The sequence below is a fragment of the Pantoea sp. S-LA4 genome (assembly GCF_054482835.1).
The window spans coordinates 982,561-998,096 of the sequence record NZ_JBTLRC010000002.1 but is presented as its reverse complement, the minus strand read 5'-3'; the positions used below and the strand labels follow the sequence as shown (position 1 = coordinate 998,096).

Here is a 15,536-nt window from a genome sequence, read left to right as displayed (position 1 = left end):
TCAGGCCAGCGAGGCTGGCCTGGAGAGGAATTATAATTTAAAGCTCTGCACCACCCGCTCAAGCTGGGTGCTCTGAACTTCCATTGCCTGCGCAGCGGCGGAAACCTGCTCCACCAGCACGGCGTTCTGCTGGGTAGTGCCGTCAAGCTGGGTAATCGCCACGTTTACCTGTTCGATACCCATACTCTGTTCACGGCTGGCTGACATGATTTCACTCATCAGGGTAGTCACGCTGCTGACGCCCTGCATCAGCTCATCCATGGTTTGTCCCGCCTGTTCTACCAGCGCGCTGCCGGCATCAATATTCGACACCGACTCTTCGATCAGTTTTTTAATCTCACGCGCCGAGTTAGCCGAACGCTGTGCCAGGTTACGCACTTCGGATGCCACCACGGCAAAACCACGCCCCTGCTCACCGGCCCGCGCCGCTTCCACCGCCGCGTTAAGCGCCAGGATGTTGGTCTGGAAGGCGATGCTGTCGATCACGCTGATGATATCGACCACTTTACGCGAAGAGTGATGAATTTCGCCCATTGTCGTCACCACCTGACGCACCACTTCGGTGCCGCGCGCCGCAACCTGTGACGCATCGCCCGCCAGCTGGTTAGCATGGGTGGCGTTGTCCGCATTCTGCCGTACCGTGCCGGTCAGCTCTTCCATTGAGGCCGCCGTTTCGACAATCGAACTGGCCTGATCTTCAGTACGCGACGAGAGGTTGGCGTTGCCGCTGGCAATTTCGCGTGAGGCGGCGGTTATCGCCAGCGCGCTGTCGCCGACCTGCTGCATCAGCCCCTGCAGGTAGCTGATAAACTGGTTAAAGCTCTGCGCCACCGCGTTAAATTCCGGGCTGTTGCTGGCGGGCAGACGCTGAGTCAGATCCGCACCGCCGGTCGACAGGGCTTCGATGTTGCTGTTAAGCACGCTGAGGCGTTTCATCATGGCGCGGACAAAACCGAGCAGCACCAGCAGCAGGATCACCGCCAGCGGGATCTGCACCAGGCCCAGCCGGGTCAGCATATTGTGAGATTGCGCTTTCAGCAGGCTGGTCGGCAGGCTACTGGCGAGATACCACGGGCTGCCGGGAATCGCCTGCACCAGCAGGGTCTGTTCACCGTCGTTGCTGTCAAAGGTGGTTTCCAGCGGCTGGCTGCCGACACCGCTCAGCAGCGCTTTCAGCGGCGCGGCCATCGGCAACTGCACATCAGCCAGGTTCTCCAGTTTCGGCGCGGCATTGACCAGCGCACCGTTGCCAACCACTTTACCGTCGGCTTCAACGATCAGCACGTTGCCATGAATGGTTTCACCCATCTGTTTCGCCAGCTGGTTGAAGAAACCGAGCGTTACGTCGATGGTCGAGACGCCCCAGACGGTGCCATCGCGATAGATCGCCATGGCGCAGTTGGTGCGCGGCTGCGGGCTGGCCGCATCCTGATAGGCTTTAGCCCAGGCACACTGTCCTTTCGCTGCCGCCATGCCATCTTTGTACCAGGATTGCTCCCAGTATTTATCAGCCGCATCGGAGTTCCAGTAGGTGTTGACCTGCAGTTCATTACTGGCGTTACGGGCAAAGAAGCTGCTGTTTTTTTCTTTCGCCGGATCGCGGCGATTGGGCAGAGGCCAGATACCGCCGCCAAACACGTTGCTGTCCTGATACTGGTTCACCAGCGTCGGCAGTAAGGTGTCGATGGTGGCGCTATCCATCACAGACGCAGCTTCAGTGATGGCGCGCTGCTGCGCCTGGACGCGGTTCATCTGTTCGACGATGCCGGAAGCCAGTGAATCGACCTGATAGCGAACCAGACTTCTTTCGCTGTCGATCAGCTGTGGAGCAACAAACTGGTTAATCACCCAGACGGTGATCAGGAGGAGCGCAACAAAGAAAGCGATGAGTGTTGCGGTGAAGCGGGATTGTGTTGTTTTTAACATCTTTGTTCCCCTGGACCTGGTGTGGCGCGATTGCCTTATTCGGGTTAACGGCGCGGCCCAGCGGAACTTGAGATGAGCAGGATCACAGTTTTAAAATATGACTGATTCGCCTGAGAATTTAGTGTTAGCGCCTGGCGATGCCGCCGCTCCTGATTTGCCCGAAGCAGCGACGTTGCGCGTTATTCCGGTGAATCCACCACCTGCTGACGTGGCCGGAAGATGTGGTTATTGCCGTCAGCCGTCAATCGCTCACGCAACCGTTGCCCGCCGTGCTCATCCGCCTGAGCAAACTGGCGCTCCGCCTCGGTAACCGGCGTGGCCCACAGCAGCGCTGGCCGGTCGCCGTCGCGCTTCGGCAGCTTCAGCTGCGCGCTCTCAGTAGCCAGCTCGCCCGACAGCAAAAAGCTGTCAAAACCCACCGGCGCCACTTCCGACGCCAGCGTATGCCCTTCCCCAAGCCAGGTGAGGCGCGCCCACGGCAGATGCACAAACTCCGCCAGCGCACTGGCCATCTGCACCGCATTGCCTTCGGTCATCACTTCGCCGTCAACCGCCATGCCGAGTTCGATACGGCGATACTGCGGAGCCAGCTCATCAAACAGATAATCAACCTGCGGCATCGGGCGGATGCTCATACCAAGCGTCAGGAAGTACCAGACACCCTGATGCCAGTGTTGTGAAATCGCCATTGGCGGCCAGCTGCCCTGATCGATGGCGTAATATTTCACCGACTCGCCAAAGCGCGCCTGGTAGCAGGCCATTAAATCCTGCTGCACCTTGTCCCACTCGCTACCGTCGTGCCATTCACGCCAGAACTGGCGCTGCTGTTCAGCGCGGGCGTAATAGTCGTTAGTGGAGGCCGAACCCAGCGGGGCCGTCAGCCGGTTTTTTTTGATACAGCCGGCGGAGAAACTGACCTGCTTCTCCTGATACAGGCTCCAGCCTGGAATAACGGCCAGCAGCTGCCCGTAATACCACAGGGCTGCGCCATCATCGCTCGGCTCCCAGAGCACCTGTAAGCCCGCCGGATCAAGTTCCGGCTCCGCTTCCAGGTTGCGGCAATACTCGGCGCTGAGCAGCGGCGCAATGCCCTGCTCCATCGCTTCGCGATCTTCCTGTGCCGGTGCCGGCAGCAGGTTTCGTAACCAACAGCCGCGCACCGCGTACTGGCTGCGAAACAGATCGGTCGGCCAGATATAAAAATAGGCGGTGCGCGCATCCTGCTCGACAATCGCGGTCAGGGTGTGTTGCTGATTGTGGACTTCAGCAATCAGGGATTTGTACGTCATAGTGCCTCGACAAAGCCTGGAGGAATCCATTTTCCCCGAGAATAGAGCAGGATCGTGACTGCCGCCATCTGAGACAAGGGTAATAGTCTCAAAGTGTGGAGGCTGGGGGTGATGTGTTGAGATGCAGAACGTGAAATGTGCGGCCGTTATCGGTTTGAAGACCGCTTTGAGCGAACAGGAATATCCGCTTAGCGGATATTCCTGTTGTCGTTTTCAGACTGTCGGCTGAAAGGCACATGAAGTTTTTAATGGTCGCTCTGGAAAGGCTTGCTGCCGTATCCACGATGACCAGGCGAAAGGAATTTTCAGATATCAAAGGGCTGAGATCTGGTCAGGCAATAAGAACGGCTTCAACCTTGTTACCTGCCACTACCGACATTCAATCATTGCAGATCGCAGGTACATCAGGGCCGCAAAGCCTTTGTTTTGACCCGTCCGATAAGCGATGTCGTCATTTCACGCCGCTAATACTCCCTGACTGAGGTCAGCGATGATGGTTTTTTAACCGGCTATGCAAGTTAAAAGCGGGAACACTCTCCCGCCATCACAGATCGCCTGATACAGGCCATCTCGTTACGCGAAATTAAATCTCTTTCCGGCCAAGATAGCGCTCTTTAAACAGCGAACAGGCAATGCCGATATCCAGAGCAGGCGACGGCGGCATAAAATTGGCCTGACCCAGCGATCTCATCTCCGCAATCAGCGGGTTGTCCTGATTCATCATCATATCCGCGAGCAAACTGCCCGCCACGGTCTGTTTAGATATACCCGCGCCGTTACAACCGCCAGCGGTACAGACAAATTTATTTAACCTGCCCCATACCGGTGCGCCGTTGCGGGTTACGCTAATCGTACCGGACCAGGTGTGCGCTATTTTAACCCCGTTGAGCGTCGGATAGACTTTATTGAATAAACGCTGATGTAACTGGGTTGCCTGATAAGTTTGCGCAGCGTCAACCTTACCTTTTAAGGCGGGAATAACATGCTGGCGAATCAGGAAGCGTCGGTCTGAGGTGAAACGGAAGGTCGCCCCGGCAATAGCATTCACCGGCGTGAGACCCCAACTTTTCATGGGAGGAAGTGTCGCCAACTGTTGGTCTGTTAACGGGTCGGTGATGCTGGCGAAGGTTGCCATAGCCGCCTGACGGGATATGCCGGGAAGCAGTTCTGGCGACAGGGCGTTAGTCGCCAGCATCACTTTTGCGGTTTTAATCACGCCAAAAGGCGTGAGGACTTCGGCCTGATCACCATAACGAATACCCAGAACGGGCGTATTATCAAAAAGCTGGACATTGTTTGGTAAACAGTGGCTGAGCGCAGTCATTAATTGCGCCGGATTTACCAGTACACAACCTGGCGTAAAAATGCCTTTGCTATAAAATTTTGTCCCAAGTTTCTGATAGAGCGCATCATTATCTAAAGTCTGGTAGGGTTCATCCATTAAGTCGAGATTGCGGGTGTATTCATTTAATATATGATCGTTACCCTGCTCAACCTGGCAATGATATTTACCGACGTTTTCCCAGTCGCACTGAATATTATGTTGTGAAATAACCTGTTCTAACTGTGAAATTCCTTCCTGAAGCAGGTTCCGGTAGGCATTTGCTTTTTTTAATTCCGCGGTGGAGCTGCCGATATTATGAGGCAGACCGATAACGAAGCCGGAATTACGTGCTGATGAACTTTCTGATGAGCGATGTGCATCAACAACGATAATGTTCAACCCAGGATCTATTTCAGCTAAACGGCGTGCGAAGGCCAAACCAGTGAAGCCAGCGCCGACGATCACCCAGTCGGCCCTCATCTCACCCCGCAACATTGGATACGAGGCATAACAGTTGTCGCCCGCAGGCCAGCCGGACTGGTTATGGTTGAAGGGGATAGATGCGTAGCGCAACGTCCTGAACCTTATTTGAGAAAAGAAGGTAACGTTATAAAAGAAAGGAGGTTATCCATGCCAGCGATAATCCGGGTCTTCTTGATTTCAGATAAGTTAACAGAGGTAAAGATGCTGTTAATCCGGATATCAGCGGTGAAAGAAACCGATGGGCGGGTGGAGTGTTAATGCCGTGTATCCATCGGTTAAACTTACAGCACAAAGCGGACATTGATAGCCCGGTTGAGCTCCCTCACCCCGGATCTCGCCCCATCCTGACCATCGCCCGATACCAGGCGCCGCGCTGAATCGACCATCTCAACCCGACGGCAATCGCCGCGATCTGCTGATCGATCATCGCCTGCTGAAAGCGACCGGTTTCGCGCCCGGACATCGCCTGCGCCCAGTCCGGCATCAGGCCAAAACCTGACTTCAGCATCACCGTCATCACCGGTCTGGCCTGCCAGCTTGGGGCGGGCGCGTTCATCAGCAGGCGCGTCACTTCCGCCGTGCGCTGATCAAAGCGCAGCTCCGGACGCATCTGTTGCAGGTAATCGGCAACATCGAGGACGCTTTTCGGCACCTTCTCCGCGCCCAGCGCTTCGGCGATCAGCGCGGCTTCCTGATAATAGCGATCCTGATCGGCGCGACTGAGACGCGGGTTTTTGTAGCGCAGATGAGCCGCCAGAAAGCGGCTGGTTTCTGCTACGTGAACCCAGGTCAGCAGATACGGATCGCTGGCCGCATAGGGTTTACCGGCGCTGTCGACGCCGCTGACTTTAAGGTGAATCCGCTTTACCCGTTCAATCAGCGTATGGGCATCCTGAGTGTTACCAAAGGTGGTCACCGCGATAAACTGGCTGGTGCGCCGCAGGCGGCCCATCATATCCTGGCGAAAATTGGAGTGGTCCCAGACGCCCGCCAGCGCTGCCGGGTGCAGCATCTGTAACAGCAGTGCGCTGATACCGCCACACATCATCGAGGTAAAATCACCGTGGACCTGCCAGATAACGCTATCGGGGCCAAACAGGCCGGGATCGCCGGGCGGCTGAGAAATATCGAATTCATTCAGCGACAGGCCGTTAAGGCGAAACACCTGTTGCTGGATGCGGTCACGCAGATTAATCATGAGCACTCTGATAACGGAAAGGAGGCGGCGCGCCGTTGCTGCCGGCGCGCCGCGCCACCTTCCCTCAGAACGAGGAAAGGTGAACGGTTATAGATAGTCGAACTGGGCGTGCTGGGTACGCGCTGAATCCAGCCCGATCATCACATTGAATTTACCCGGTTCCGCCACCTGCTGCATCTGCTGGTTCCAGAACTTCAGCGCATCGACATCAATCTTAAAGGTCACGGTCTGTGACTCGCCCGCCTTCAGCATGATGCGTTTAAAGCCGCGCAGCTCCTGCACCGGACGGCTGATGGAGGCGACCGGATCGTTCAGATAAAGCTGCACCACGGTGGCACCGTCACGCTTGCCACTGTTGGTCACCGTAACGCTGGCTTCGATGCTGCCGTTACGCGGCATGGTCGGCGACGACATTTTTACCGGCGACACGGTGAAAGTGGTATAGCTCAGACCGTAACCAAACGGATAGAGCGGGCCGTTGGCCGCATCATAGTAATGCGAGGTATATTTGTTCGGCTTCTCCGGGTTGTACGGACGGCCGGTCGGCAGGTGGTTGTAGTAGATCGGAATCTGGCCCACCGAGCGCGGGAAGGAGACCGGCAGCTTGCCCGACGGATTGTAATCACCGAACAGCACATCAGCGATAGCGTTACCGCCTTCGGTGCCGCTGAACCAGGTTTCCAGCACCGCATCAGCCATCCGATCCTCATTCACCAGCGCCAGCGGACGCCCATTCATCAGCACGATCACCAGCGGTTTGCCGGTGGCTTTCAGCGCCGCTAACAGTTTCTGCTGGCTCGGTGGGATCACCAGATCGCTGCGGCTCGACGCTTCATGCGCCATCCCCTGCGCTTCACCTACCGCCGCAACCACCACATCTGCCTGCTTCGCTTTGGCAACCGCGTCATCAATCAGCTGCTGCGGCGAACGGGGATCGACCGATACCGCCTGTTCATACAGGTTGAGGAAATCCTGAATGCCTTTGTTGTCGGTAATATTGGCCCCTTTTTCATACAGCAGCGTCGCTTTGCCCGCCGTGGCATTGCGCATCCCCTGCAGCAGCGAAATGGATTGTTTCGCCACGCCAGCGGCTGACCAGCTGCCCATGATGTCGCGCTGGCTGTCTGCCAGCGGACCAATCAGGGCAATGGTGCCCGATTTCTTCAGCGGTAAGGTTTCCAGCCGGTTTTTCAGCAGCACGATACTTTTGCGTGCCACATCGCGTGCTTCGGCCCGATGCAGGCGACTTTCAGCATTGGTATCCTGCGGATCGCTCTCTTTCGGACCCAGATGGCTGTAGGGATCGTTAAACAGTCCCATATCATATTTGACGTTGAGTACGTGACGCGCCGCATCGTCAATTTCCGCCATGCTGACCGCGCCGCTCTTCACCAGATCGGGCAGGTATTTGCTGTAATATTCGTCGCTCATGCTCATATCGACGCCCGACTTCAGCGCGATACGCACCGCATCCTGTGGATCGCTGGCAACGCCATGCTTGATCAGCTCTTTGATCGCGCCGTGATCGCTGATGGTGATCCCTTTAAATTTCCATTTATCGCGCAGCAGATCTTTCAGCAGCCAGCCATCGGCGGTAGCCGGGACACCGTTGATCGAGTTCAGCGCCACCATCACGCCGCCACTGCCGGCATCCAGCGAGGCTTTATAGGGCGGCAGATAATCCTGGAACATCCGCTGCGGGCTCATATCCACGGTGTTGTAATCCCGTCCGCCTTCCACCGCGCCATACAGTGCGAAGTGTTTGACGCTGGTCATGATGTTATAGCGATCGGCCGCGCTTTTGCCCTGCATCGACTGCACCATGCTGCGGCCCATTTCGCCGGTCAGGTAGGTATCTTCGCCAAAGCCTTCTGAGCCACGACCCCAGCGCGGTTCACGGCTGACATCGACCATCGGTGCCCAGGTCATATTCAGGCCATCGTCGGCCGCTTCATAGGCGGAAACCCGCCCTACTTCTTTCACTGCGTCCAGATCCCAGCTGGCGGCCAGGCCGAGCGGGATTGGGAAAATGGTGCGCTGGCCGTGGATCACATCGTAGGCGAAAAACAACGGAATTTTCAGGCGGCTGAGCTGCATCGCCTGATCCTGCATCGCACGGATATCCTGACGGGTTACGGTATTGAAAATCGCGCCAACCTGACTTTTCTTAATCATCTCCCGGATGACTTCTTTTGGATTATCAGGCCCGACGCTGATTAAACGCAGCTGGCCGATCTTCTCATCCAGCGTCATTTTTTTAAGCAGATCGTTGACGAACGCATCCCGCGCCTGCTCGGTCATCGGGTGGTTACCTGGCATTGTCTCAGCCAATGCCGGTTGCATCGCGAGGGAGACAGCGAGACTAACAGAGTAAATCCATTTCATCAGGTTGGGTTCTCTTAAGTAACTGCGCAATATCGAATAAACAGGCGGCAGTGTGCCACAAGAAGAGAATAGCAGGTAGCCTGCCGGTGTCACACTGCGTTGCAGCGAGTTGACGTGCTACAGTAATGACGCACTGATAAGACAAGGGAATTGCCCATGAAACAGACCTCTGCCCTGCTTTCTGACTTACGCCGCCTGGTCGGCCCTGCGCATCTGCTTACCGAACCTGAACAGACCGCCCGCTACCGTAAAGGCTTTCGCTCCGGCGAAGGCGACGCGCTGGCGGTGGTGTTTCCTGCCACGCTGCTGGAGCTGTGGCGGGTATTGCAGACGCTGGTCAATGCCGACGCCATTATTCTGATGCAGGCGGCGAATACCGGCCTGACTGAAGGCTCGACGCCGCACGGCGACGATTACGATCGTCCGCTAGTGATCATCAGTACGCTGCGGCTGGATAAGCTCCAGTTAATTGATGACGGCAAACAGGTGCTGGCGTTTCCCGGCAGCACGCTCTATCAGCTGGAAAAAGTGCTCAAACCGCTGGGACGCGAGCCGCATTCAGTGATTGGATCGTCCTGCATTGGTGCCTCGGTGCTGGGCGGAATTTGTAATAATTCCGGCGGGTCGCTGATCAAACGCGGCCCGGCCTACAGCGAAATGGCGCTGTTCGCGCAGATAGATGCCCAGGGCAAACTGCGGCTGGTTAACCATCTTGGCATCGATTTAGGGCATTCACCGGAAGAGATTCTGGGCCGGCTGGATGACGATCGCTGGCAGCAGAGCGATGTCCTGCATGATGGCCGTCACGCCTCCGATCATGAATATGCCGACCGGGTTCGTGAAGTGGATGCGGATACGCCCGCCCGCTATAACGCCGATGCGCGTCGCCTGTTTGAAGCCTCCGGCTGTGCCGGTAAGCTGGCGGTATTCGCCGTGCGTCTCGATACTTTCGCCAGTGAACCGCAGCAGCAGGTGTTCTATATCGGTACCAACGATCCCGACGTGCTGAGCGACATTCGCCGCCACATGCTGGCGCACTTCAGCAATCTGCCGGTAGCGGGTGAATATATGCACCGCGATATCTATGACATCGCCGAAGTCTACGGCAAAGATACCTTTCTGATGATCGACAAGCTGGGCACCGACAAGATGCCGCTGTTCTTCACGCTGAAAGGTCGTGTGGATGCCTGGCTGAGCAAGCTGTCATTTATCAAACCGCACTTCAGCGATCGCCTGTTGCAGCGCCTGAGCCGCCTCTTTCCGGCGCATCTGCCTGAACGAATGAAGCAGTATCGCGACAAATATGAACATTACCTGATGCTGAAAATGTCCGGCGACGGCGTGGCTGAAGCGCGTAACTATTTACGCGATTACTTTCGCGAAGGCGGCGGCGAATTTTTTGAGTGTGAAGGGAAAGAAGGTGCCCATGCTTTCCTGCATCGTTTTGCCGCCGCAGGTGCCGCGGTGCGCTATCACGCGGTGCATGCAGATGAGGTGGAAGATATTCTGGCACTGGATATCGCATTGCGACGCAACGACCCAAACTGGTTTGAAACCCTGCCCGAGGCGATAAAAAACTCACTCAGCCACAGCCTCTACTACGGTCACTTTTTCTGTCATGTGTTCCATCAGGATTACATCGTCAGAAAAGGCGTTGATGCTCATCAGCTGAAAGCGCAGATGCTGGAGATTTTACAGGCGCGCGGGGCGGAGTATCCGGCGGAGCACAACGTCGGTCATCTCTATCAGGCCAAACCGCAGCTGGCGGCCTTTTACCGGCAGCTCGATCCCACCAACAGTTTTAATCCTGGGATTGGCAAAACCAGTAAGCAAAAGGGATGGGCAGTGAAGCAGGTTTAATCGCCTTATCAGTCAGCCTGCTTATCTGAGCAGGCTGATTGTCACACGACCGGGAAGCCCGTTCGCACCGCCAGCCTCCCATTGCAGCAGCCCTGCCAACAACTAACATCTTTATCAGAATATTAATTTCCCCTCCCATATTGCACCTGCTTTATTTTATCTCATCGGGTTCTGCGCAATAGTTCACAAAACACCCTGCCGCCAATTGATATTTCGCGTCGCGAAAAATAGATTGTCGCCATAAAAATTCATAGCAAGCATCTTAAATTCATTCAGGGAAGAGTGGTCATGCGAAAAATTAATTACGCGTTAACGTTAATTGAAATAGCCACCGTAATAATTGCGTCAACAGCAATAAGTTCATCACCGGCTTACGCCAGCGGATTTATTGATGACTCATCGCTAAAGGGAAATGTTTTTTACTGGCAGCGTCAGCGAGATCGCAGAGACACCGATCCCACCAGTGAATATCAGGGGCAGTATCGGGCTAATTTACATCATGCCTCGCTCAACAGTAATCTCGACTATCAGTCAGGCTATGTCGGGGAGTGGATTGGTCTGGACCTCGCGATTTTCGGTGCTGCTGAGCTTTCCAACAGCGGCCCCGCCGCACCCAATGAAATTGGCTTCAGTAAGGCGCGTACCCGCTGGGATGAAAAGTGGAATGGCGACAGCGGCGGTGCTTCTGTTTATAAAGCCGCACTGAAATTAAAATATAACGATTACTGGTTGCGCGCCGGGTATATTCAGCCAACCGGCCAGACAATTATTGCGCCACACTGGAGTTTCTTACCCGGAACCTATCGCGGCGTCGAAGTCGGTGCGCTGTATGATTTCCAGCAGGCCGGTGCATTATCACTCTCCTGGATGTGGAGCGACAAATATAAAGCGCCCTGGTATCGTGACTTATATGATTTTCGTCAGGCTGATGGCAAAACGCCTGTCAGCTATCTGCATTCGTTCGGCATGAAATATGACTTCAAAAATAATCTGGTGCTTGAGGGCGCTTTTGGCCAGGCGGCGGATTATATGGATCAATATTTCGCCAAAGCCTCGTGGTCAGCCACGCCAAACGGCAATGCACTTTACACCAGCTATCAGTTTTACGGGGCGCACGACAAAGTAGCGGGCGGTGCCGCTAATCCCCGTGATGTCTATGACGGCCTGGCCTGGTTACAGGCGATCACTGTCGGCTACACCATCGGTCCGGTTGATCTGCGACTCGAAGGCACCTGGGTTAAAGCCGAAGGGAATCAGGGCTTCTTTTTACAACGTATGACGCCGGGTTACGCCAGCTCCAACGGACGACTGGATATCTGGTGGGATGCCCGTTCCGACTGGAACGCCAACGGTGAAAAAGCGATTTTTGCCGGTGCCCTGCTCGACTTAACGCCGTGGCAGCTGGCGGGCTGGAAAGTGGGCGGCTCCTGGGTCTGGGGCTGGGACGCCAGACCCGCCACCCAGCCTCAGTTTGACCAGCGTCAACGGCTGACCGAGTCTGCCTGGAACCTCGATCTGATCTACCAGATTCAGCAGGGCCGCGCTAAAGATACGCTGATTAAACTGCACTACACCCGTTACGACAATCACAGCAATCTGCCCAGTTACAGCGGGGGCTACGGCAATATTTTTCAGGACGAGAAGGATATCAAGCTGATGGTGATCGCACCCTTTACCCTGTTCTGACCCACGCCGCTGACCCGGATCTCTCTAGCCGAAACAAGGATGATGACATGTTAACCCAACGTTTTTTTGCGCTCAGCCTGCTGAGCGTTGCCCTCTCCAGCGCTGCCAGTCCGTCGGAGCAGTCGCTGGTAAATCAGATCAGCCAGTTTGGCGTGACCTATCAGGTGAAGGATAATCTGGCCGCCCTGCACGGGGTCGACTGCGCAGCATTAGGGGCAGACTGGGCGGCCTGTAATCGCGCCACCATTACCCTGACCAACCACGGTCCGGCGCTGACGGACAAACACTGGGCCATATATATGAGCAACGTCCATCAGACGCTGCGGGTGGATAACGACCAGTTTAAGATGACCCATATAGTCGGTGATTTAACCCGTCTTGAGCCGACCAATAAGTTCACCGGCATCGGGGCTGGCGAGTCGGTAGAGATTCCGATCGTGAACGAGTACTGGCAGCTGTTTATCACCGATGTGATGCCGCGCTGGTATGTCACCGCCGGTCAGGCAACGCCACAAATCATTGCCAGCACCGACAGCGAAGATCTCAGTAAGTTTGTGCTGCCTTTTGGGGATAACTGGCGACGCAGCGCGGATGACCACAATGTCCTGATGCAGCCCGTCAGCCGCTTTGATAAAAACAGCGATATCACGCCTCTGCCCGCTTCGGCCTTACGCGGTCAGATCAGCCCGACGCCGCTTGAGGTTAAACTTCATCCGCACGATGCCTCACTCAGCCGCGGCGTCACGCTGTCGCTCAACGGGCTGAGTACCGCTACGCGCCAGGCGGTTGTTCAGCGCTTTGAACAACTGGGGGTCCAACAGCGCGCGTCGGGCTATGCGATTACCAGTGACATCCGGCCTGGCTATTTCAGCGGCGCACTGGCCAAATCCGGTGCTTACCGGCTGAATATCAACGCCCGCAGTGCCAGCATCGTCGGCTACGATGCCGCGGGAGCGTTTTATGGGCTGATGTCGATTCTCTCCCTGATCCCTGCTGACGGCACCCCGCAGATCGCCACGCTGGATGCGACAGATGCGCCCCGCTTCGCCTATCGCGGTGCCTTTCTTGATGTGGCACGCAACTTCCACAGCAAGCAGGCGGTATTGCGGCTGCTCGATCAGATGGCGGCGTGGAAGATGAATACCTTCCATTTTCACCTGAGTGATGATGAAGGCTGGCGGATTGAAATTCCCGGCCTGCCGGAATTAACCGAGGTGGGCAGCCAGCGCTGTCACGATCTCACTGAAAAGCGCTGCCTGCTGCCGCAGCTCGGTTCGGGGCCGTTCAGTGACAACAACGGCAGCGGCTATTTCAGCCGCGCCGACTACATCGAGATTGTGGAGTATGCGCAGGCGCGCCATATCACCGTTATCCCGGAGATCGATATGCCCGCCCATGCGCGTGCGGCAGTGATCGCCATGGAGGCACGCTACCAGCGACTGATGCATGCCGGGCAACCCGATCAGGCCAGTGCATATCGCCTGATCGATCCGACGGATGACTCTAATACCACCTCGGTACAGCTCTACGATCGCACCAGCTATCTCAATCCCTGCATTGATGCTTCCCAGCGCTTTGTCGACAAAGTGATCGGTGAAATTCAGGCGATGCACCGCGAAGCGGGACAGCCGCTGACCACCTGGCATTTCGGGGGTGACGAAGCGAAAAATATTCGCTTCGGGCCGGGCTATTCCGACCGCCACCAGCCTAAGCCCGGCACCGGCCTGCGCGACTGGCAGCAGGAAGATCGTCCCTGGGCTAAATCGCAGGTTTGTCAGGCGCTGATCAACAGCGGAAAAGTCAACGATCTGGCACATCTGCCAAGCTATTTTGCGATGACAGTCAGTGCGATTGTTCAGCGTCACGGTATCGGCAAAATGCAGGCGTGGCAGGACGGTTTAAAAGATGCCAAAGATGCGCGTGCGTTCGCCACCCCACGCGTGGCGGTCAATTTCTGGGATACGCTCTACTGGGGCGGTTTTGACAGCGCCAGTGACTGGACACAGAAAGGCTATGATGTGGTGATTTCCAGCCCCGACTACCTCTATCTCGATTTCCCCTCAGAGGTCAATCCGCAGGAACGCGGCTACTACTGGGGCACCCGCTTCAGTGATGAACGCAAAATATTTGCCTTCGCCCCCGATAACCTGCCGCAGAATGCTGAAACCTCAACAGATCGCGACGGTAACGCTTTCAGCGCTAAATCGGATAAGCCGTGGACCGGTGCCTATGGTCTTTCCGCGCAGCTTTGGAGTGAAACCGTGCGTACCGACCCGCAGATGGAATATATGATTTATCCCCGTTTGTTTGCGGTGGCAGAGCGCAGCTGGCATCGTGCCAGCTGGGAGCTGGACTATCGGGCCGGACGGGAATTTATCGGCGGGCAGACCCGTCTGGTGGATCGTCATGCGCTCCAGCAGGACTGGCAACGCTTCGCTAACCTGCTGGGACAGCGTGAGCTGGCGAAGCTGGACAAAGCCGATATCGCTTATCGGCTGCCGGTGCCGGGCGCGAAAATTGTCGCAGGCGTGCTGGCGATGAATGTTGCGTTGCCTGGTGTGACGCTGGAATACAGTCTGGATAACGGCACACACTGGCAGCGGTACGATGCCGCTCAACCACCGCAGGTGAGTGGCGCAGTACAGGTACGTTCGGTCAGCGCCGATGGGCTCCGCAGCAGCCGGGTTGAGTCACTGTAAAGCAGAGGGACAGCACGCGGCCGTGGTGCGGCCTGGCAACGTCAGGCCGGATTTATTAGCCCAGGCGGCCAGGCCGGTAAACTGCAATAAAAAAAGCCGACGTTTGTCGTAATGCACGTCAGTTAATTAAATAAGGTCCGAGAGTTCGGGCCTGACCTGCTCCCCGTTAATGAAGTACAACCGGGCTGAAATCCTGATCCCTTCTCTCCCTCGCTAAGCTTTCCTGCGAATTTATATTCATTGATATATTTAACTGACTGTAATCAGGCTTAAACGCGGGCTTTTTTAGAAAGATGACTTTTCACTCTATGTGTAGTTAGCCGTAACGGGCTTCTTATCATATTCAGACCGGTTTATCCCCGCTCACGCGGGGAACACGATCCGCTAATGAGGGTGACGACCGATGTCGGCGGTTTATCCCCGCTCGCGCGGGGAACACTAGTTTATACCTATCAATAAACGCCACAGAAACGGTTCATCCCCGCTCGCGCGGGGAACACTCTAAAATTATCCGTTTGATTACTAACTGCTTTTCAGCCACCGCTAATTCTACCGAATTTTACACCCAGACTTAACCCAAATGCACACTAATACATCAGCACAAAATTCAGGCAAAAAAAGCGCCCATACAGGGTAATGCTGATCAGTTAAGGGTCACCTGAACGATCCAGTGGCTCTGTAAGAAT

The 15,536-nt window shown here is 55.8% G+C and carries 8 protein-coding genes; 3 read left to right on the top strand and 5 right to left on the bottom strand.

Translation table 11 applies throughout. The annotated features are described in order from the left end of the window. Nucleotides 1–30: 30 nt before the first annotated feature. The 5 genes from ACX3P5_RS05550 to bglX all read right to left on the bottom strand — a co-directional run bounded on the left by ACX3P5_RS05550 (nucleotide 31) and on the right by bglX (nucleotide 8,605). Nucleotides 31–1,926, bottom strand: coding sequence for a methyl-accepting chemotaxis protein (locus tag ACX3P5_RS05550; protein WP_293003439.1), 1,896 nt, complete (start codon nucleotides 1,924–1,926; stop codon nucleotides 31–33). Nucleotides 1,927–2,105: 179 nt separating this feature from the next. Then, nucleotides 2,106–3,215, bottom strand: coding sequence for a suppressor of fused domain protein (locus ACX3P5_RS05545; protein WP_233984817.1), 1,110 nt, complete (start codon nucleotides 3,213–3,215; stop codon nucleotides 2,106–2,108). Nucleotides 3,216–3,798: 583 nt separating this feature from the next. After that, nucleotides 3,799–5,112, bottom strand: a complete 1,314-nt coding sequence (locus ACX3P5_RS05540; protein ID WP_458968390.1) for an NAD(P)/FAD-dependent oxidoreductase — start codon at nucleotides 5,110–5,112, stop codon at nucleotides 3,799–3,801. A gap of 232 nt (nucleotides 5,113–5,344) precedes the next feature. Next, entirely contained in the window at nucleotides 5,345–6,220 is an 876-nt protein-coding gene (locus ACX3P5_RS05535) for an oxygenase MpaB family protein (RefSeq protein WP_458968389.1), read from the bottom strand. Nucleotides 6,221–6,307: 87 nt separating this feature from the next. Then, complete coding sequence (gene bglX, locus ACX3P5_RS05530; protein WP_233984821.1) at nucleotides 6,308–8,605, bottom strand: beta-glucosidase BglX; 2,298 nt, start codon at nucleotides 8,603–8,605, stop codon at nucleotides 6,308–6,310. 156 nt (nucleotides 8,606–8,761) lie between these two features. Here bglX and dld point away from each other — a divergent pair, with 156 nt between their 5' ends. From dld to ACX3P5_RS05515, 3 genes are all read left to right on the top strand, one after another. Next, entirely contained in the window at nucleotides 8,762–10,465 is a 1,704-nt protein-coding gene (gene dld / locus ACX3P5_RS05525; protein ID WP_458968388.1) for a D-lactate dehydrogenase, read from the top strand. A 288-nt stretch (nucleotides 10,466–10,753) separates the two neighbouring features. After that, on the top strand, nucleotides 10,754–12,151 hold the full coding sequence (gene chiP / locus ACX3P5_RS05520) for a chitoporin ChiP (RefSeq protein ID WP_458968387.1): 1,398 nt from the start codon (nucleotides 10,754–10,756) through the stop codon (nucleotides 12,149–12,151). A 47-nt stretch (nucleotides 12,152–12,198) separates the two neighbouring features. Next, nucleotides 12,199–14,850 (top strand): beta-N-acetylhexosaminidase, encoded by a 2,652-nt coding sequence (locus ACX3P5_RS05515; protein WP_458968386.1) that lies wholly within the window; start codon nucleotides 12,199–12,201, stop codon nucleotides 14,848–14,850. Nucleotides 14,851–15,536: the final 686 nt, after the last annotated feature.